The sequence below is a fragment of the Streptomyces sp. NBC_01450 genome (genome assembly GCF_036227505.1).
In the GTDB taxonomy this organism is placed as follows: Bacteria; Actinomycetota; Actinomycetes; order Streptomycetales; family Streptomycetaceae; genus Streptomyces.
Genome location: NZ_CP109481.1, coordinates 1,106,291 through 1,126,010, shown reverse-complemented (window position 1 = coordinate 1,126,010; position 19,720 = coordinate 1,106,291). Strand labels below are relative to the sequence as shown.

At 68.7% G+C, this 19,720-nt stretch carries 13 protein-coding genes and 3 pseudogenes; 9 read left to right on the top strand and 7 right to left on the bottom strand.

Going from position 1 to position 19,720, the window contains the following annotated elements:
- Positions 1-92 precede the first annotated feature (92 nt).
- Positions 93-2,126: a right-handed parallel beta-helix repeat-containing protein gene (locus OG568_RS53640; protein ID WP_329537329.1), complete on the top strand. Its 2,034-nt coding sequence runs from the start codon at positions 93-95 to the stop codon at positions 2,124-2,126.
- A gap of 467 nt (positions 2,127-2,593) precedes the next feature.
- Here OG568_RS53640 and OG568_RS53635 read toward each other — a convergent pair whose 3' ends face one another.
- Positions 2,594-3,946: an IS701 family transposase gene (locus OG568_RS53635; protein WP_329537328.1), complete on the bottom strand. Its 1,353-nt coding sequence runs from the start codon at positions 3,944-3,946 to the stop codon at positions 2,594-2,596.
- Between the two features lie 378 nt (positions 3,947-4,324).
- Here OG568_RS53635 and OG568_RS53630 point away from each other — a divergent pair, with 378 nt between their 5' ends.
- The 3 genes and pseudogenes from OG568_RS53630 (at position 4,325) to OG568_RS53620 (ending at position 6,115) form a co-directional block, all read left to right on the top strand.
- Complete coding sequence (locus OG568_RS53630; RefSeq protein ID WP_329537327.1) at positions 4,325-4,549, top strand: hypothetical protein; 225 nt, start codon at positions 4,325-4,327, stop codon at positions 4,547-4,549.
- Between the two features lie 118 nt (positions 4,550-4,667).
- Positions 4,668-4,874 (top strand): annotated as a pseudogene (locus OG568_RS53625) (IS6 family transposase); the annotation flags it as partial.
- Between the two features lie 320 nt (positions 4,875-5,194).
- Positions 5,195-6,115, top strand: coding sequence for an RNA polymerase sigma-70 factor (locus tag OG568_RS53620; RefSeq protein WP_266421135.1), 921 nt, complete (start codon positions 5,195-5,197; stop codon positions 6,113-6,115).
- A 108-nt stretch (positions 6,116-6,223) separates the two neighbouring features.
- Here the strand turns inward: OG568_RS53620 and OG568_RS53615 are convergent, their stop codons facing one another.
- From OG568_RS53615 to OG568_RS53595, 4 genes are all read right to left on the bottom strand, one after another.
- Entirely contained in the window at positions 6,224-7,105 is an 882-nt protein-coding gene (locus OG568_RS53615; RefSeq protein WP_266421137.1) for an RNA polymerase subunit sigma, read from the bottom strand.
- Positions 7,106-7,733: 628 nt separating this feature from the next.
- Entirely contained in the window at positions 7,734-8,249 is a 516-nt protein-coding gene (locus tag OG568_RS53610; protein ID WP_329537326.1) for an Ohr family peroxiredoxin, read from the bottom strand.
- Between the two features lie 196 nt (positions 8,250-8,445).
- Positions 8,446-9,780, bottom strand: a complete 1,335-nt coding sequence (locus OG568_RS61930; protein WP_443077945.1) for a 2-oxo acid dehydrogenase subunit E2 — start codon at positions 9,778-9,780, stop codon at positions 8,446-8,448.
- A gap of 101 nt (positions 9,781-9,881) precedes the next feature.
- The gene (locus tag OG568_RS53595) at positions 9,882-10,622 is read right to left on the bottom strand and encodes an SDR family oxidoreductase (RefSeq protein ID WP_329537325.1); all 741 of its coding nucleotides are present in this window, start codon (positions 10,620-10,622) and stop codon (positions 9,882-9,884) included.
- Between the two features lie 235 nt (positions 10,623-10,857).
- Between OG568_RS53595 and OG568_RS53590 the strand changes: the two are divergent.
- From OG568_RS53590 to OG568_RS61925, 3 genes and pseudogenes are all read left to right on the top strand, one after another.
- A pseudogene (locus OG568_RS53590) lies at positions 10,858-11,306 on the top strand (cupin domain-containing protein).
- A pseudogene (locus OG568_RS53585) lies at positions 11,254-11,811 on the top strand (DUF5134 domain-containing protein); the annotation flags it as partial. The pseudogenes OG568_RS53590 and OG568_RS53585, both read left to right, overlap by 53 nt.
- A gap of 136 nt (positions 11,812-11,947) precedes the next feature.
- Positions 11,948-12,076 carry a hypothetical protein gene (locus tag OG568_RS61925; protein ID WP_443077992.1) on the top strand — a complete coding sequence of 43 codons (129 nt, stop codon included), beginning with the start codon at positions 11,948-11,950 and terminating at the stop codon, positions 12,074-12,076.
- A gap of 259 nt (positions 12,077-12,335) precedes the next feature.
- Here the strand turns inward: OG568_RS61925 and OG568_RS53575 are convergent, their stop codons facing one another.
- Positions 12,336-13,727, bottom strand: coding sequence for a DHA2 family efflux MFS transporter permease subunit (locus tag OG568_RS53575; RefSeq protein ID WP_443077975.1), 1,392 nt, complete (start codon positions 13,725-13,727; stop codon positions 12,336-12,338).
- Between the two features lie 162 nt (positions 13,728-13,889).
- Here OG568_RS53575 and OG568_RS53570 point away from each other — a divergent pair, with 162 nt between their 5' ends.
- Together OG568_RS53570 and OG568_RS53565 are read left to right on the top strand one after the other, a co-directional pair.
- Complete coding sequence (locus OG568_RS53570) at positions 13,890-14,321, top strand: MarR family winged helix-turn-helix transcriptional regulator (RefSeq protein ID WP_266421148.1); 432 nt, start codon at positions 13,890-13,892, stop codon at positions 14,319-14,321.
- Positions 14,322-15,195: 874 nt separating this feature from the next.
- Positions 15,196-15,555, top strand: coding sequence for a hypothetical protein (locus OG568_RS53565; protein WP_329537324.1), 360 nt, complete (start codon positions 15,196-15,198; stop codon positions 15,553-15,555).
- A gap of 370 nt (positions 15,556-15,925) precedes the next feature.
- On the opposite strand, the gene OG568_RS53560 is transcribed toward OG568_RS53565, so the two are convergent.
- Entirely contained in the window at positions 15,926-19,579 is a 3,654-nt protein-coding gene (locus OG568_RS53560) for a LamG-like jellyroll fold domain-containing protein (protein WP_329537323.1), read from the bottom strand.
- Positions 19,580-19,720 lie beyond the last annotated feature (141 nt).

Sequence of the window (19,720 nt, the reverse complement as noted above, 5' to 3'; positions counted from 1 at the left end):
ACACCTAGGGCACCACCTTCACAAGATAATTGGTCCGATGTATCACCGTCACGGTCATTGACGTCTCACGCCGCTACCCCTACTTTGCCTGCATGTTTTTCATAAGACAGCAGGCGCATGCCACGAGACCCCATGGATCATTCCGCTTATTCATCGGGTCTTATCGTGTCGTCGCGGCCTTCCTTTGCGCGCTCCTGCCCCTCGGAGCGCTCTCCTCGCCCGCGCATGCGGCGACCGCAGTCACCTACTTCGTCTCGCCCAGTGGCAGTGACAGCAACCCTGGGACGAGTGTCGATGCCCCCTTCCGCACGCTCACCAAGGCGCAGACCGCAGTCCGGGCGATCGACAAGACGACGTCCGGCCCGATCACCGTGACCCTGGCCGGCGGCGTCTACCGGCTGGCCAACACGCTGACCTTCACCGCCGCGGACTCAGGCGGCGGCACGGCCGGCACCGTCTGGTGGAAGGCTGCGTCCGGACAGACCCCGGTCATCAGCGGCGGTGTCCAGATCAGCGGCTGGGCGAAGACCAGCACAAGCAGCGACATCTGGTCCGCCCCGGCCCCCAGCGGCCTGGACACCCGGCAGCTGTACGTGGGCGGCGTGCGCGCCCAGCGCGCGACAGGCTCCCTGCCGGTGTCGTTGACCCAGACGGCTACCGGATACACCACGGCGTCCGGAGACCCGATGGCCGGCTGGCGCAATCCATCGGCGATCGAGTTCGTGTACCGGGGCGGCCTCGGGCTGTGGACCGAGCCGCGCTGTCCGGTCGCTTCGGTGACGAGTACCGCCATCACCATGGCCCAGCCCTGCTGGAACAACTCCACCCAGCGTGTCATGCGTACCGACGACTCGGGCCGCACCTACAACCTGGTCGGCCGCAAGTCGATCACCGAGAAGCCTACGGCGGTGGAGAACGCCTACGAACTCCTCGACAAGCCAGGTGAGTTCTACCTGGACAAGAGCGAGCACCGGTTCTACTACATTCCGCGTTCCGGGGAGAACCTGGCCAACGCGGACGTCGAGGCGCCCTCGCTCGACACTCTGGTGGCGTCCTCCGGCAAGGCCTCGGACGAACCCAGTCATGTCGGCTTCCAGGGGATCCAGTTCAGCTACGCGAACTACACGACGTCCAACACCGGTACCGGCTTCTCCGAGATCCAGGCGACGTACCAGGTCACCGGCACCACGGGCTACGCCACCCAGGGACTGTGCGACTTCGTGTCGGGCGGCAGCTGCCCGTACGGCAACTGGACGAAGATGCCCGCCGCGGTGCGGTTCAGCTACGACAAGAGCATCCACTTCGACCACGACTACTTCGTCCATCTCGGCGCGGCCGGACTGGACCTCGGCGACGGCTCCCAGAACGACACGGTCACCGCCTGCGTGTTCACCGACATCTCCGGCAACGGCCTCGACCTGGGCGGCGTGGACATCCCCCAGCCCAGCAGCTCCGCCCAGCACACCAGCGCGATCACCGTCAAAGACAGCCACTTCTACGACACCGCCACCGAATACCACGGCGGGGTCGCCATCGACGCCGGATACATCGAGACATCGACCATCACCCACAACCAGATCGACCACGTGCCCTACACTGCGATCTCCATCGGCTGGGGCGGCTGGCCCGACAAGGTGAGCCTGCCCGCACAGCCCAACTACTCGAACAGCAACACGATCTCGAACAACCTGATCTACGACCACATGTCGCTGCTCGGCGACGGCGGAGCCGTCTATACAAACGGGATCACCGGCACCTCGATGGCGAACGGTGAGCATGTCACCGGCAACGTGGTCCACGACCAGCTCAACACCTCCGGCGGCCACGTCCTGTACACCGACAACGGCGCCACCTACGTGTCGATCCTCGGCAACGCGGTGTGGAACATCAGCGTCTCACCATGGGGCAGCAAACACGTGAACTACACCGTGGGCGACGGAACGTACGACCCGACGGACATCGAGGGCAACTACTGGCCGAACGGTCCCTCCGACTACGACAACAAGGAAGTCCTGATCCAGAAAAACCACAACATCACCGGGGCGGACCAGGTCCCGTCGAGTATCACCGCAGCCGGGGGCATCGAGTCGCAGTACCAGGCGATCCTCTCCTGGCAGCCGGCCTGACACGCAAGCGTGCGGGCGTGCGGCGCTCACCGCAGGTGCGGTGCGGCGGCGCCGCCCGGCACCAGGCGCCGTTCCCGCAGCTGCGTCCACGTCGTCGATGCCGTGTCGACCTGTGATGCAGCTGCGGTATCGGCGCGCCGCCGACCTGCGGTGTTCACCGCAACTCCCGGCCAAGTGACCCGATTACCGGGCCGGAACGACCCTGCGCTTCGCCATCCGGGAGAACATCACCAGCGCCGCCGACCAGCCCGTCGCGCCCTGAGCACAGGCCCAGAACCGGGCCCCACAACGCCCCGACACACCGTCAGACGCCCACGCACCGAACAACATGACAACGCCCCCGCCCGGGTTCCACGCCTGACGTCAGCCGGAGAAGGCGGGGACGAGCGGGCGCGGAGGGAACTGCATGGTGTGCAGTGAGACGCAGATCACTTGCCAAGGTGTGACACGGCAGCTGTAGTTCTTGATCACGGTTGGTCGTGACGGTGGTGTCGTTGCTGGTGGCAGGCGGTCGCGACGGCTTGGTGATGGCGTCGCCAGGCGGTCCAGTGCAGGACGTGCTCGCGGTCGCGGACGGGTGGCGGCAGCACGAGGGCTCGCAGGAGCCGGATGAGCTCGGGGCAGCTCAGCGGGACGAGTGCGGGTTCGTCCTCGGCAGCGTCGTGGACGGCGGCGGCCGTGAGGGCAAGGACGGCGGCGGCGATCAGGGCGAACAGTGACCAGCGCATCCAGGAGTTCCAGCAGGTCACCTGAGCCTGGTCGAGTCCGGTGAAGCCCTTGGCGAGTTGGAAGGTCTCCTCGATCCGCCATCTGCGACAGATCACTTCCACCAGCGTGCCGAGCGAGACGTCGCCGGGTGCCCAGCAGCGGAAGTAGGACACCTCGCCGGTGTAGCGGTGCCGTCGCGCGACCAGCACACTCGTCCCGGCCTCCTTCTCGTTCCGGTTCTCGTCGAGAGCGTCGTCGGGGCGGACATCGAGCCAGGCCCAGTCGTACTCGCGGGTGCCCTTGGTGCCATGTCCGGTCTGCCGGCGCATCCACTGCCCGGGCCGCACCTTGTTGATCATTTTGCGGGCCTCCCAGCGGCACCCGGTCCCGTCGGTGACCTGGTAGGTGGCGGCGATGCCAACGGTGTAGCCGAGCCCCAGCGCCCGTATGCCCCGGCGTAGTTCGCGCCCGCAGTACACCTCGTCGCCCGCGAAGCAGCGGGCCTTCAGCCCGGCGGCGAGCGCGTCGGTGACCATGGCCAGCGCCTGCTGCGGCTTCGTCGCGAAGGCGATCTCCTCCGGCACTCCGGCGACCTCGCGGCGTTCCTCGTCCGCAGCCCAGTCCGCCGGGAGATACAGGGCCCGATCGATGATCACCTTCGTCGTCGCGGTGACCGCCGCCAGGTGTACCGCCACCTGGCACAGTCCGACACCGCCGATTGCACCGGAGTATTGCCGGCCGGCGCCCACGCAGTCCGTGGACGACTTCGCATCCCCCGTCTCGTCCGCCACCAACACCACGCTCTGACCGGCGAGTTCATCGATCACGAGGCAGGCGATCTCCTGCCGGGCCCGCTCATGGTCGAACCGGGCGCGCGAGAGCAGGTGCTGCAGCCGGTGCGGGCCCGGATGTCCCAGAACCTGCGCGAGCGTCCAGCAGTTCCGAGAGTCCACCTCCAGCAACAGCCCCGCGACCAACTCCGCCGCCGTCGCCCGGGCTTCACGTCGCGCGAAGCAGCCCGCGACCGCCCGCATCGCCCTCCCGAACGCCTCGCCCCACGCCTGCTCGGCTATCGTTGCTTCCACGGCCACCGCGTCTTGATACGTCGTCACAAACGTTCATGATCACGGTGGCCGTACTCATGCCCGCATCCGCCCCGGCAACACGCTGACCAGCGCAGACGCTCGAACTACAGCTGCCGTGTCTCACGCGAACTTCTCCGACCGGGCCCGCATCACATGTTGTGTGTGCAGCCGCATCAGACGGAGAACGGACCCCGGCCAGGGGGAAGTTCGTCAGATGAGGCGGCCCCTTACCGAAGAGAGCAAAGCAGCCCGGGAGGCGAGGTTGTGTCCGAAAAATGAACCTCTCTCGCATCGCACGATCGACCGCGGCCCGTGTTGCTGGACGTCCTGACCATGGGTCACATCGCAGCGGAGTTGCGTAAGCGACGGCAGCGCCCTCTTGAAGACCAACGCATAAGGATTGAAATGAAGCTCAAGCGGAAAATCACTTCGGTCGGACTTGTCGCTGCTGCGGCACTCGGAATTGCGCTCGGTGCATCGTCCGCGGCTTCGGCCAGCACCTGGACGGGATATGCGTACCCGACCAAGCTTCAGTGCCTGGTTGCCGCCGCGAACAAGGCTACGGACGGCAACAGCTATGCCTGCGGCTATGACGACAACGCCAAGATGTGGCTCCTGTGGCAGCTCTGACCTGAGCTTGACTCTGTCGGGCCTTCCCCGCCGAGTGGCCCAGGGAATCGTCATCCCTGGGCCACTCGGCGGGGACCCCGCCCCGAGGTCCCCGATGGCGGCCCCGGCCAGCTGCCGACATCAGCCGACGTGGCAACGCGAACACACGATGAAGGGCTATTGCTCCGCCGGCGCGGCCCAGCGGTTCCTGTCCGCGTTCAGCGGCGTCTCACCCCACTTCCGACCCCACCACCACCTGATGACCGCGTCCCGACACCGAGCCGAAATGACCCTCCGCTTCGCCACCCGGGACCAGATCACCAGCACTGCCAGCCGGCCTACCACACCCCGACACACCATCAGGCACCCACACACTCAACAACGTTTCAACGCCTGCTGCATGCCTCGGGCGCCAGCGAACCGGAGCAGAACAGGACGCTCGTTCGCTCAACGCCCACCGTGTTCCAACCGTCCGCACCAAATTTGCACGATGGATGTCACAAAACAGGGACCTACGTTGTCAATGAAGCAGACGCGATGGGCGACACCGTGGTGATCAGTGGTCCTGCCCGAACCTCGTTCGCCGGACCGGCTGTTCGGCGGGCGGCCGCATGATCGCGTCACTTGACAGCGCTGGATACTCGGAGGAACGGAGACAGAAGGACCATGCATCCCGAGATGGCCCCCGCCGAAGGTGCACTGGACGAGGCTGTTTCCGTCTTCGTGGAGCTACGGCCACGACTCTTCGGTATCGCCTACCGCGTACTGGGAAGCGCGGTCGAGGCCGAGGACGTGGTGCAGGAAGTGTGGCTGCGCTGGCAGAAGGCAGATCGTTCGGTTGTGGTCAGCCCGGTGGCCTTTCTGTCGAGCGCCACCACCCGGTTGGCGATCAACGTGGCGCAGTCCGCCCGTATGCGGCGAGAGACCTACATCGGTCCGTGGTTGCCCGAACCGGTCGACACGAGCAGCGACCCCGAGGTGGGTGCCCAGCGGGCGGAAGCACTGGAACTCGCGCTCCTGCTGGTTCTGGAGAAGCTGACCCCCACGGAGCGGGCCGCGTACGTCCTGCGGGAGGCGTTCGACTACGCGTACGCCGAGATCGCGGAGATGCTCCAACTGACCGTGGTCAACATCCGGAAGATCGTGAGCCGGGCGCGCAAGCACCTCGCGGCGGAGCAGCGCGAGAGCGTCGACGCGGCCGAGCACCGGCGCCTGCTCGAGGCGTTCGTGGCGGCGGCGCGGCAGGGGGACATCGCCAATCTGGAAGCGCTGCTCACACCCGCGGCAGTGAGTCTGTCCGACGGCAACGGCATACGCGGCGCCGCTCGCATCCCGGTGCTGGGACGTGCGCGGGTGGCGAACCTGTCGACCGCGTTCCCGCGGTTCTGGGGCGAGGTGGAGGTGCGCTTCGTCCAGGCCAACGGGCGCAGTGGGGTGATGCTCCACCGGGACGGCCGTCCCTCGACCTTCATGACGATAGCCGCCACGAGCGAAGGCATTCACCGGGTCATGTGGGTGTTCAACCCGAGCAAGATCGCCGCTTTCCTCAACTCGCCGGCGCGCTACGAGACCGCGCTCGGAGCCTGATGGAAGCGGTCCCGGACAGGGCGTGAGCCAATAGGGCTGCCCCCATGCCGGTGCGGCCGCCGAGGCAGGACGTCCTCGGCGGCCGCACCGGCACGACTGCAAGACGCATCAGCGGTATCTGGGAGCGGTCTTGTTCCAGGCACGTAGCTTGTCGGGGTTGACGACGACCCAGACCTGGACGACATGAGGGCCGACGAGGTCGAGGCTGATGACCGCGGCGACCCGCTGGTCATAGCACACGACCAGGCCGGTCCGACCGTTGACGGAATGCGGGTTCACCGTCGTGTGCGCACGCGGAGCCAGCAGTGTCAGCAGACTCCGGGCCACCTGCTCTTGGCCATGAATGGGCCGTATCTGCGCCCGCACCTTGCCGCCGCCGTCGAAGAACGCCGTCACGTCCCGCGCCAGCGACATCAGCAACCGCTCCACATCCTGGGCCGCGCACGCCTCGCGCACCTCACCCACCACCGCGTCCTGCTGCTGCGCCGTCGTGGGCCGCCCTCGCCTGGCCCGCAGGCTCTGCCGCGCCCGCTCCGCCAGATCGGAGCACTCCGGCTCGGACTGCCCGACGATGTCCGCCACCGCACCCGGCGCCATCCCGAACACATCATTGAGCACGAACGCAGCCCGCTCAGCCGGAGACAACGCATCCAGCGCTCCCAAGAGCACCGTGCTCACCTCCTGCTCCAACAGCCGCCGATGTTCGTCGGCCACGTCACCCGACTCCAAGGTCGGCCCGCCACGCCGCCGTCTCCCCGGCCGCGCCAACCGCTGCAGACAGATTCCGCCCACCAGGCGCGACAACCACGCGCGGGGTTCCTCGATCACCGCCCACTCCGACTCCGTAAGCCCGTACCACCGCCGATAGGCCTCATCCACCACCCCTTCGGCCTCACTGCCACTGCCCAGCATCCAGAACGCCACATCCAGCAGATGCCGCCTCTCATCCACCAACTCCCCGATCGGCAGTGCCTCATCGGCGAACTCCATGCCCCAACCTCCTTGTTCACAGCACCCCGGCACCACACCATCAGGCGGCGTCGGTACTCCGCCGGCGTGTGTGGGGTGTTGTGCCTGCTTGACAGAGCAGACCGGACAAGCACAGATCGTGTGACATCAGCCTGCGGCTCGGCTGACGCTTCTGTATCACACAAACGCCGGCCGCCCGGTCTGGTCTGCCAGAGACCGTGACGTCGTGCACGCGAGCGAACGCCGGAGGTGGCTCAACCGGCTTTCGCGCGATGGGGAGCCCTGTGCTCGGCGCGCACGACCGTGTCGCGCGTGTGCGAGCCCATCCACTTTTCCCCGCAGGAGGAAACTCATGGACTGGAGTGAATCGGCCCACTGCCTGGGCACGGACTCCGACCTGTTCTTTCCCGTCGGGAACAGCGGCAGGGTCGCGGCCGTCGGCTCGGGCCACCCCGTGCCGCACGCAGCGTGGACTGGCGGGCGGCTTCCCACGGTCCGGCGAGTTCGGAGAACAACTCGCCGAAATGTGCGCGGGAGATACCAGACGGGGCAGAATGCGAACAGAGCGCACGGGCCGGCCCAGGTCGCCTTCACAACTCACCCAACCCGTGCGGTCCTTCTCATGTCACGGCCCGACCAGGGCGGATCACTATTCCCCCCCGAGGTCGTAAGGAGCCAGCGTGATCGTGGTCGGTGTGCCGCGCCATGCCATACGTGCGTAGGGGCACAGGGAGTCGGCCTGCTCCAGCAGCGGATTCGCGATCTCCGGATCCACCTCCGGCCAGTTCACGACGAGGTCGACGCGCAGCAGATAGCCACCGTCGTCCGGATCCCGTCCGAAGGCGACGGTCGCCTCCACGGAGATCGCGGCGGGGTCGAGTTCCTCCTGCCGTGCCACCAGGCTCAGGGCCCCGTGGAAGCAGGCGGCGAAGCCGGCGGCGAACAGCTGCTCGGGATTGGTGGCCTGTCCGTCGCCGCCGAGTTCGGGGGGCATGCGCAGGTTGATGTCCAGTGACCCGTCGGACGAGCGTGCCCTGCCGGAGGCGCGCCCGTGGGAGGCGACACCGCCGCTCACCGTCACGGTCGTCGTGTAGATGGGGGAGAAGGCCGTACCCACGTAGTCCTTCTGCGTGGACAGGTTGGGCAACTGGAGGTGCTCGGTCACTGGTTGACTCCGGTATTGTCGTGGTACCTGCCTCGGCTCATGCCCGGCGGCGCGTACACGGAGGGCAGGGATGCGGGCACGTTGGTCTGTCCTTCGGTCAGTGGAAATCCGGATTCCGGACGACTGGTTGACCGACGAGTAGCCGCCCTTGTGACATCCGGGGGTCACGATCTTGCCAGCACTTGGGCGCGATCGGTCACCGGCCGGCGTGGCCAGGCGTCCTGAACGATGTCCTGGGCCTGCCAAGAGTCAGCGTCAGCACGGACGTGTCGGTCCGGCGGGTCCCGTCGGGCAACGGGCGGAAGCCCTGCGGGCGCAGTTGGTCGATCACCTCGGCACGCGAGGCCGGCCACATCCAGAACGTCTCCGTGTGCTCGCGCAGCACGTGTCTGCCCGCGCACACCCAATAGTCGAACCGTGTGCGGATCCGGGCGCCGTCGGCCGACATCACCATGCGTCCCCCGTACTCGTGTCGGCCGACCCGCTGCGCCGGGAAGGGGCGCACCACCTCCGCGTCGGGAAGCCGAGCGGGAGGCAGCTGAAGATGCAACGAACCGCCGGGGACGATCGCCCGGGCGAGGGACGGCCACAGGGCGCGGCGTACGGCGGACGACAGGCTGGCGACGGTGTTGTGGCAGATCGCCACGTCCGCGACCTCGTACAGCTCCGCCTGGTCGAGTGGATGAGGGTGGACCGTGACGCGCGCCCTCGACTCCGCGGGCAGGGAGGCCAGACGCGTCATCAGCGAGGTCCTCATCGCCCGCGCGGGTTCGACGGCGTGCACGCCCACCTCGGATTCGAGAAGGCTCATCAAGGTCACACGACCGGTTCCGGCGCCCACGTCCAGCACGCCAAGCCGGGCGCCGCGCACGGCGTCGCTGTAGAGGTGGTGGACCCGTATCGCGTCCTGCTGGGCTTGGAGCACGTCGTAGAACTCGGCGCTGACGGTGTAGTCGTCCGGCTGGGGCGGAGCGGCCGACTCCCGGGAGGTGACAGGGTGCATACCCAGCAAGACAGACGATGCGTTACTTTTGTGACAGCCGTGTGGTGGCGGCCCCGGTGCCATGAGGCGACGGGGGCCTTGAGGCGGGACGGAGACCGACCTCTGGACTCCGCGGTCGGCATGAGGTCCGCGCCGAGGGCGTCGGACTCCAGGAGCGTCTTGACGGTGCCCAGACAGCGGGCGGCGTCGGCGCCGACCACCAGGCGGTGGTCGTACGACAGCGACAGGAACCATGTCGCGGATGTCGATCGCGGCCGCGCCGTCCGCCTCCACGACGGCGGGACGCTTCACCACGCTGCCGCCACCCAGCATGGCGACGTGGCCCGGTGGTACGGCGACCGTCTCGAACAGGGCGTCGCGGCAGCCGGTGTCGGAGATCGTGAAGGTGGCACCCGGCACGTCGTCCGGGGTGAGCCGGCCGGTGCGGGCCCTGTCGGCGAATTCCGTGGTCGCGCGTGCGATCCCGGCGATGCTCAGGTCGCCCGCAGCCTTGATGACCGGGGTCATCAGGCCCTTGTCAGTGTCCACAGCGATACCCGGTGCCGACATCGGAGCCGTGCTCCGATGTCGGCACCGGGTGGCGGGGGAGGGGCGGGTACGCGGGGCGAGCGCGCGCTCGGCCTCGGTGGTCAGCGCCGCGCGAGCCAGTGTGCGAGCGTCTCGTGACCCGGGTGGGCCGTCGCGCGGGGCAGCAGCGAGCGCTCGGCGACCAGGGCGCCGAAGAACGGGGCACGCGCGTCGGTGACCACCCCCCGGATGTCCCCCCGAGGGGCCTGCAGCTTGGCGGCGAGGTCGTCGAGTGGGTACTCCTCGGGGCCGACGATCTCCAGGACGCCGAACAGCGGCAGCCCGACGGCGACATGGGCGAGTTCGGCCGCGACGTCGTCCGTCGACACCGGGCGGATCAGCACGGGCGCGACGTGCACGCCGTCCGCGTGCGCGGTCGACCGGGACAGGGCGTCCACGGACTCGAAGAACGGCATGGCGCGCACGAGGGAGTGTGGGATCGGCGAGCGCCGGGCCCGCTCCTCCTGGACCGCCTTCGCACGGAAGTAGCCCTGCTGCACCCGGTCGGCTCCCACGACGGACAGCGCGACATAGTGCTCGATGCCCGTGGCGGCGGCGGCCTCCAGCAGGTTACCGGTCGACGTGCCGAAGAACTCGACGCTCGTCCCCTCGGCGCGGGAGGGCGCGTCGGTGACGTCCACGACCACGTCGGCGCCCCGCAGGGCCGCGATGAGCCCCTGCCCTGTGATGACATCGACACCCTCGCGGCGCGAGACGGGCACGACTTCCACACCGTGGTCCCGGAGCCTGGCGACAGTCCTGGAACCGATCAGACCGGTGGCCCCTGCAACAACGACTCTCATCCGGGTCTCTTCCCGTCAGGGGGTCGGTGACCCCACGGATGCGTTCGTGACGGCGACGTCAGCCACTCACAACATCAAGGACAGTGTTTGCGCCATTGTTGTGACACCGTCCCGCGCACTGCCTGTGGAACGCCATACCTGTCACAGATCCCCACGGTGCTCGGTCAACACAGCTGAAGAGGCGGGGAGATGCGACCCGCCCGGAAGCATGGCGACTCATGGAAGGTGCACAACAGTGTCGGACAACCACGCGGCGCACATGCACGGAGTCGGCGACCAGGCGGCGTCGGAGAGCTGGATGACGGCGGCGCAGATGGTGCAGGACGCCGCGCCCCTGACGATCCCCGAGGGCGCCGCGCGATGAGCATTCAGGCCGAGTGGGAGCCCGGCGACCCGGGAACCTCGCCGCACCGCCACTCCGGGCCCGCCTTCGACTACGTCGTGGAGGGCGCCGTCCGCTTCGAGCAGGAGGGCGAACCCGAACGGGTGGTGGAGGCCGGTGGCACGTTCTGGGAGCCGGGCGGCGACATGATCCACTGCCAGGACGGCAGCGCGCTCAGGGACGCCTGGACCTGGTTCATCGTGACCATGATGTGTGCGCCGGGAAAGCCCATGCTCGAACTCTTCTCCGATGAGGAGCTGGAACAGCGTGCCCACCTGCGCGCACCGCGGCCCACCGAGTGAGGCCCCCGGCACACGGCCGCCGCGCGCGAAGGCACGCCGGGCGATGAGCGCCACCGATGCCGTGCACGCCCTGCTGACCACGCTGTTCGTGGGCGCGGCCGGCTATGCGGTGCGGTACGCGCTCGGGCCTCCCGGTTCGGCATGGCGCGGACGCGTCGACCATCTCCTGCACGCCGCAATGGCTGTGGCCATGGCGGCGATGCCGTGGGGGCCACTGCTGCCGCGGACCGGGCAGACCGTTCTCTTCACCGCCGCCGCCCTGTGGTTCCCGCTCACACCCGTACGCCGCCCCGGGGAGTCCCTCCAGGCCACGACGGCACGGCGACTGCCCTACGCGCTCGGCATGGCCGCGATGGTCTGGATGCTCCACAGCCCGCACGCCACGCACCACGCACCGGCCGCGGTGGAGTCGACCACCGGATCACTCGTCACCGCCGCGCTGGCCCTGTGCCTGCTCACCTGCGCGCTGTGCTCGCTGACCCGCGACATGCCCGGGCTGCGCGCCACATCGGACACTCGGGGCATCCTCCCCGCGGCCGTATGGCCACTTCTGGGACGGCTCGACCGCGCTGGGCACGGCGATCATGCTGGTCATGCCTCACTGACCGGCATGATCGCTCGCCCCGCGTCACCGCGCGCCGATGACGGCCTTGCTGCGCATGAGGAAGTCCGAGAACGTCGGGGCGCCTCACCTCCTGTTGCTGGTCCGTCCCGACACACTGCTGCGCTGGCACCGCGACATGCTCGGGCAACGTCGTGGCGCCGCCTGAGTACCGAAGTGTCGCGGGCGCCCGCCCACCGTCCGCTCGATCCGCGCCCCGGTCCTGCGCCTGGCCCGCGAAGACAACTCATAGGGCCATCGCCGCATCCACGGCGAACCCGCCGCGCTCGGCGTCGAGGTCGCTGCCTGCAGCGTCTGGGAGTCATGATGCGCGGAGCGCGGTGGTCGGCGAACGCCGTGTGAGGACGGAGTCCCGGCGGGAACCGGCGCGGGGGGTTCGTGGGTGGTTCCGGACCGGCCGTGTGACGTCAGTGGGCGTTCTCGTGCTGGGAGCGGTGGGGTGTGGAGCGGGCGGTGGTGGTGGTGCGGGCCGCCGCTCGGGCCGCGGCGTCCGGGAGAGTGAAGGCGAAGGCCGCGGTTGCCGCCGCGATCGCGGCGAGGGCGAGGTAGGCGTTGTGGTAGGCGCTGATGGGCGGAGCGGAGGAGGCGGTCGCGGGGGTGCTCAGGACCAGGACCGTGGTGACGGCCGCCGGTGCGAGTGCGCCTCCGGTCTGGCGTACGACCGTGTTGAGGGTAGATGCCTGGGCCAGGTCGTGGCGGGCGATGTTCGCGAGCGAGGCGACCGTCGTGGGCATGAAGACGCCGCCCATGGCGATGCCGAGCAGGAACATGTAGGCCCGGAAGGTCCATAGGCCGGTGTTCTCGTCGCAGGTGGAGAAGAGCAGCAGGACCACGGCTACGCCGGACAGTCCGCATCCGACGATCACGCGGGGACCGACGCGAGCGTAGAGCGCCGCGGCGACCTGGACGGTGAGCAGCACGCCGAACGCCTCGGGGAAGGTGCTGGTGCCGGACTCCAGAGCGGTGCGCCCCTGCGCCTCCTGGAGGAAGAGCGGGCCGAGGTACATGGCGCCGAGGATGGGGATCAGGCCGACGAGGTTGACCAGGTTGGTGTCGCGGAACAGCCGGTCCGCTAAGAGGCGTAGCTTCAGCAGGGGTTCGGCGGTACGCAGTTCGAAGACCACGGCCGCGGCCAGCGCGATCGCGCCGAGAAGCAGTGTCGTGACTACCGGTGGGGAGGTCCAGCCCCGGTTGGGGCCCTCGCACACGCCGAACATCGCCGCGCCCAGCCCCGTGGCGCTCAGCAGGAGGCCGGTCAGGTCGAAGCGGCCGGGCGGGCGGCCCCGCCGCTCGGCCAGGAACAGCATGCCGAACAGCACGACGGGCACGCCCACCGGCAGGTTGACGTAGAAGACCCACCGCCAGGAGAGGTGGTCCACGAGCAGTCCGCCGAGAATGGGGGCCGCTGCCGGGGCCATCTGCTGGGGAATGATCATGTAGCGGGATATGCGCACCTGCTCGCCGGAGTCGAAGGTGGCGAAGAGCAGTGCGGCGGAGGCGGGGAAGAGTATGCCGGCGGACAGTCCCTGGAACGCGCGGTAGGTGACCAGTTCGGCGAGGCCGGCCGCCGTACCGCACAGCAGCGACGAGCCGAGGAAGGCGGCGAGCGCGGTGAGCAGCACGCGTTTGGCGCCGAGGCGTTCGACCAGCCAGGCGGAGGCGGGAATGGCCATGGCCAGGCAGACCGGGTAGACCACGACCACGCCGTCCAGGGCGGCCGTTGTCAGGTCGAACTGGTCTGCGATCGAGGGCAGCGCCACCGTGGTGATCGCGCCGTCGACGATGGCGATGAAGGTCACGCTGACACAGATGACGGGGACGACCAGGCGCTGTCGGGGGCGGAGGGAACGAAGCGGCGGCCGGAAGCGGTGAGGATGGGAACGCAGCACATGCTGAGTATACTCAGTATGTGGGTGCTCATAGAATCGGGTCATCGGCGGAGCGGGAAACGGGGAGCGGTCATGGCGGTGCAGGGCAGCAGCGACATCCTGGTCGACGAGCTGTACGAGACGACACATCAACTGCGTCAGTACGTGGAGGCGCGGCTGCGGACCGGGGGTGCCTCTGTCGCCCGGCTGCGCGCCATGCGGATGCTCGCGCAGGCGCCGGAGCCCCTGCGGATGCGGGACTTGAGCGAGCTGACCGGCGTTTCGGCACGGACCACCACCAGCATCGTCGACAGCCTGGAGCGCGACGGGCTGGTGGAGCGAGTACGGCACCCGCACGACCGCCGCGCCTTCCTGCTGCGCCTCACCGAGCGGGGCGTGGAGTGCCACCGGGAGGCGGAGACGGTGGACCGCCGCGCCCTCGCCGAGGCCACGGCCGGACTGAGTGGCGAGGACCGCGACCGGCTGCGTGCGCTGCTCTCGCGTATCCGCGAGGCCACGGTCTGAGGGCGGGTCATCGGTACGGTGCGCGCCGCAGAGCGGTGCGGTCGCCAGGCACAACAGGGCCAGGGCGCATGCCATCCGTCGGGGGTGTGACGGCTGGACGGGGCGCGCGCGAAGGACGCGCTTGACGACGGCCGCGGTCTGACCGGCGGTCATCATCAAGGCTGTGTGTTCGGCCCTGGCCATCTTGGTGTCGACGAATCCGAACCGGACCCTGGTGACACTCACCTCGTGCGGACGCAGGGCCAATCTGCGGGTGCCGATAATGATCCGCACTGGTCAAGCGACATGTCGGTATTCGTGAAGGACGCCGCCAGCGCGCGAACCGTGGCGCCTGGGAAGACGCAATAATCGCCCGAGAGGCGCTCCACTCGATGTATCGCCAGGCTGGTGAGGGCGGAGAGCCTGTGGATCCGACTCGGCGGCGGGTCCTCCCGGATGCGAGGACCATGGTGCTGGGCGCGCAGGGCGCCAGGCCGTCTACGCGGCATCGGCCCTTCGGTTTGCGGTCACGGCCGTCATCATGCCAGCCGCACACCTATGCAGCCAGGGACAAAAGCGAAGCTCAGGCTGACCGGGGTGGTGCGGCTCAATGAGTAGAAGTACTCATGACACCCACCGAGCTGCGGGGAAGGATCGGGGGGTGACGACACTGAGGAAGACGAGAGCCCGGCTCGGGATGCTGCCGTTAGCGGTGATGGTCCTGCTGACGGCGGGGTGCGGAACGCAGCGGGCAGGGGATACCGCCGACGCGTACCGGCGTTCGCATCCAACTCCGACCGGTATATCGACGCCGAGTACACCAGCGGACTTCACCTGCCCCGGCGAGAGCCCCAAGCCAACGGCGCCCACGGCCGCCACTACCCCCAGCTCAACCGTGCCGCCGACCGACCACTACGCCGAAAACCACGGCTTCAGAGTTCCCATCCCACTCCACGGCCAGAGCCGCTGCGACGGACTCACCGCCGTCGGACGCGTCAAGAGTGCACTCGAACTGCTGCGCCAGCGCGACGATTTCGCTCCGGACAGCGTCCGCAACGCGCTCGCTAGCCTCGGCTACTCCGCCGGGAAGGTGCAGGCGTACCACGACGGGTCAGCCGGGGTCGGCTTCCTCATCGACATCGGCGCCTCTCCCTGGTGTGTGGAGGGCACGATGAGCAGTGACTCCACCAAGGCGGATGCCTTCGGCGGCTACCCGGACGGCACCGGCTGCGAGCCCCCGAGCGGCGGCCACTGACCACAGTGCTGCAGATCAAGGTTGGTCGTTGCCGTGATGGGAGGGCGGCGGGGTCGAATCCGGGTCGAATGTGCCTTCCTTTCGCCCCGTTCGGTGGGTTGTTGCAGGTCAACGGCATGATCAGGCGTCATGGCGCCGGGTCGCGTGAGCGGCTGCTGGACCCGGAGGGCCGAGGGGCGGTCGCCGGCAGGTTCTTCGTCTGTCGGCGGTACAGGCCGTGCAGGCCTTTGACCACCACATCGAACGTCGCCCCGGCCGGCACGGTGTCTCCGACGCCGTGGGTAGGTGACCTTGCCGACCTGTACAGCGAAGCGCCCGGGCCGTCCACCGCGACGGACCCGGGCGCCTGCCGATGTCACCGGCTACTGGCTCATCGCACCTGCCGTGCGTACGGCGCCACGGTGATCCGGTCGATCAGCGGCGCGTAGCGGGAGCGGAGCAGCACCCCCGGGAAAGTGTCCGAGGCGTAGGTGGTGCCGTCGAAGTTCGGTAGTTCCTCGGAGCGGAAGGTGACCGTGTTCTGTCCCTTCTTGAGCTGGACCGGCACGGTCAGCTCCCAGAAGTTGTTTTGGTGGAAGGTGTGGGGGAAGCCGACGCGCTGTGTCCCGCCGCCGTTGACGCTGATGTCCGCGTGGCGGGCCAGCGGGTCCGGGTTGTAGTGGGTGGCCTCGGACTGCTCGGGGTTGGAGTAGCGGACGCGCAGCGCGTACAGGCCGGCCTTGTCCGCGGTCACCGTGAACGTCGCGGTGTTGCCGTTGCCCGGGTCACCGCCGACGCCGGTGATCGCCGTGCCGTCGGTGGCGAGGGACAACGGGGTGAGCGTGGCCGAGCCCGCGAGTACGGCGTCCTGTGCCTCGTAGACACGCGTCTTGAGCGCGCCCTCGGTCGGTGTGACCGTGAGGCGGTCGACGAGCGTGGGCGACGAACCGCCCGTCACGGTCACCTTGTTGATGCCGCCGGAGAGGGAGACCGCGACAGCGCTGCGGCCCTTGGCCAGGCGCAGCACCTCGTGCCCGTTGACGGACAGCCGTGCGCCGGCACCGCCGAGGGCGTCGACGTCGAGGGTGGCCTCGCGGTCGGCGGGGGAGTACACCCAGAACGTGGCGGTCTGGCCCTTGGCGACACGGGCCGCGCCGGAGCCGCTGGCCGCCTGCTTCGGCAGGTTGTAGACGGCCTGTGCTCCGCCCTCCAGCCAGGCCAGTTCGCCCTCGTCCACCTGGGTGCCGGCCGAAGCCGTGGGAAGGGTGAGGGTGAGGCGGTCGACGATGGCGTCACCCTTCGTGACCCGCTTGCCGTCGAGGCTCTTCGCGGCGAGCGTCAGGGTGTGCTTGCCCTTGGTGAGCTTCACCTTGGTGTCGGTGTGGTCCCACACCACCCACTTGTAGCCGACCGGCAGATACAGCTGCTGCTCGCTGTCGGCCTTGCCGTCCACGCGCAGGAAGACGTTGGTGGGCCCCTGCTCCTTGACCTTGTCGAAGGTGTTGAGGGAGTTGGCGAAGACGCTCAGGTCGTAGGTGCCGTCCTTGGGCACGTCCACCGTGAAGTCGAGCGTGACGTCCGAGCCGGTGCGCAGACCGCCCACGTCGTAGCCGCCGGAGGTGTAGAACTTCGACACGTCCGAGGTGGAGCCCTCGGGGCCGTTCTTGGAGTAGCCGGAGCCCGTGTGGGCCGCGTCCTCCGCCTCGTACGACGCCTGCCAGCTCACCGGCGGCGACTGTGTGCCCTTCGCCTTCCCGGCCGGGCTGAGCACGATCTCGTACGCCGAGGACTCCTTCAGTTTCGGCAGCACGCCGTCGCCGAAGTCGACGGTGACCGTGCCGTCCTGACCGACCTTCAGATTCTGCTCGGTCAGCAGCTTGGGGCCGGAGTTGTCGCCGACCTGCCCGCTCCACTCGATCTCCCGCACCCAGGCGTGCACTTGAGCCCCGAAGAGTTTCTTCGGGACGCCCGCGAAGGTGATGTGGCCCTTTCCGGTGGAACCGCCGAAGAGCAGCCGGGCCTGCTTCTTCTTCGGGTCGAGCGTGGCCACGCCCTGCATGGTGTAGTTCTGGCCGGGGAACGGCGGGGTCACCGCCACGGTGTGCCCGGTCATCGAGGCGTACGAGTTGAGCAGCCACCACTGGCCGTTGCCGCGGTTGGACTGCACCGCGGAGTCGGAGAGGTTGCCGTCGATGTTCCAGTACGCGATGTCCGCGTCGACCTTGGACTCCTCGATCGCGGAGACCCACTGGATCATCTGGCCCGGGACGGAGGTGTGGTAGTTGAACGCGTACTCGTTGATGTTGATGGGCAGTTGGGTGTCCTCGCGAGAGGTGCCCTTGAACAACTCCTTTTCCCACGCCCGGTACTTGGCCACACTCTCGCGCACCGCCTCCGGGTGGCTCAGCTCGTGCCAGGTGATGACGTCCGGGAGGGTGCCCGCGGCCAGGGCGTGGGTCAGGAAGCCCTTCACCTGGTCGTACAGGACGCTGGTGTTGGGGCCGGCGATACGAGCATCGGGCATCTTGCCCTTGATGAGCTTGTAGGCGGAGTCCCAGGCGGCGAAGTAGTCGTCCGGGTCGTTCAGCCAGCTGACCTTGTCGTAGCTCCAGTCGCCGGTGCCGAACATGTTGCCCTCGGGCTCGTTGAACGGCACGAAGACGATGTTGTCCTGGTACTGCTTCGGCAGCTTCAGGACCTGGTCGACCTGGGTCGCGATCTTCTCCTCGTACAGCTTGAACTTCTCCTGCGGAGTGCTGCCCGGCCACTCGTAGGGGAAGCCGCGGTGGATGTCGGTCATGTAGATGTACACGTCACCGTCGGTGGAGTCGGCCAGCGGCTTCACCACGTCCAGCGCGTCGGCACCGGGGTGCTGCGGGCCGTCCTGGGCCTTGGTGGAGACTGTGCGCAGGCCCATGCCCTCGATGAGGTTGTTGGTGGGGACGTCCGGTCCGTACACGCCGTAGAGGGTGCCGGCGCCGCCGCCGTGGAACGCGCCGGTGTCCGAGCCGAGATCGACGGTGAGCTGGCCCTCGCGGACCACGGTGACGGTGGCCTGCACCGCGCGCCCGGCCGCGGTTCCGGCCACCGTGAAGGTCCCCGGCCCGGCGTACTTCTCGGGCGGTACGGCGTCCCAGACGATGGAGGTGTCGCGGTCGTAGCCGTCGGAGAAGGAGGAGCGGACGGTGGAGGGGAGGGACGGGGCGGTCCCGTCGGTCGTGCGGACGTCGAAGGACGTCGCCGAGAGTGCCTGGAGGGTCGGCACGGGCCCGGCCAGACCGGCCACCTGCTCGGCGCTGAGCGCCGCGTGCCACACGGTGAAGTCGTCGATCGCGCCCTTCAGCAGCGGGTCCGGGTACAAGGACTTGCCTATGTAGCCGGCGGCGGTCGCCGAACCGTCCAGCAGGTCCTTGGCCTTGATGCCGGTCGCGGCGGAGGAGACCGCCACGCCGTCGAGGTAGGTGGTGAGCCGGCCGGCGACGGTGTCGAGGGTGACGGTGACCGTCCGCCACGCGTCCGCGGGCAGCGGCGTGTAGCCGCGGACCTGTGTCTCCGCGCCCCCTCCGCCGGTGGTCACGGAGGTCTGGAACAGCCCGTTGCTGTTGTACGGCGTGCTGAAGAGGTACTTGGTGGTGTCGGTGCCCAGATCGAAGATCCGCTGCCAGGACGACTTGTCGCCGCTCCACTTCACCCGGGCGGAAACCGTCAGGTCGCTCGAGTCGCCGACCACTTCGCGGGGCAGGCGGACGTAGGCACCGTCGGAGGTGGGCGCCCCGCCGGGCAGGGCCAGCGCCTTGCCGCCGTCAGTGCCCGCCACGGCCTGGGCGGTGGAGCCGTTCACCAGGGTCGCCGTCAGGCCGTTGCCGGAGCTGTCGGTGATCTGTCCGGAGGCGAGGTCGTCGTGATCGAAGGCGTAGTGGGCGGCGGGCTGGGGCGTATCAGCTGCCCGCGCCGGGACCGCCGGCGCGGCCAGCAGGCCCGCCCCGAGAACCAGCGCCACGGCGGCCGGCACCCGGCGCCGGGCTGATCTGTCAGCGGATGGCATTGCGTCCTCAATCCTTGAGTGGCGATGTACATCGAACCGGTTCGGTGATGTGGCAGGAAGAAGCGGGGAAGGTCCAGGGCGGCGGGGTGCCGGCCCTGCGTGTCCTGGGGGAGGGTGGAGAGGGGCCTCTGGCTGCCGGAA

Excerpts from the sequence above, each read along its gene's own strand:
- OG568_RS53615 (WP_266421137.1), bottom strand. The coding sequence starts at position 7,105 with ATGGAGTTCGCCGATGAGGCACTGCCGATCGGGGAGTTGGTGGATGAG.
- OG568_RS53570 (WP_266421148.1), top strand. The coding sequence starts at position 13,890 with ATGGCGGTGCAGGGCAGCAGCGACATCCTGGTCGACGAGCTGTACGAG.
- OG568_RS53630 (WP_329537327.1), top strand. The coding sequence starts at position 4,325 with ATGAAGCTCAAGCGGAAAATCACTTCGGTCGGACTTGTCGCTGCTGCG.
- OG568_RS53595 (WP_329537325.1), bottom strand. The coding sequence starts at position 10,622 with ATGAGAGTCGTTGTTGCAGGGGCCACCGGTCTGATCGGTTCCAGGACT.
- OG568_RS53620 (WP_266421135.1), top strand. The coding sequence starts at position 5,195 with ATGCATCCCGAGATGGCCCCCGCCGAAGGTGCACTGGACGAGGCTGTT.
- OG568_RS53560 (WP_329537323.1), bottom strand. The coding sequence starts at position 19,579 with ATGCCATCCGCTGACAGATCAGCCCGGCGCCGGGTGCCGGCCGCCGTG.
- OG568_RS53640 (WP_329537329.1), top strand. The coding sequence starts at position 93 with ATGTTTTTCATAAGACAGCAGGCGCATGCCACGAGACCCCATGGATCA.
- OG568_RS61925 (WP_443077992.1), top strand. The coding sequence starts at position 11,948 with ATGACGGCCTTGCTGCGCATGAGGAAGTCCGAGAACGTCGGGGCGCCT.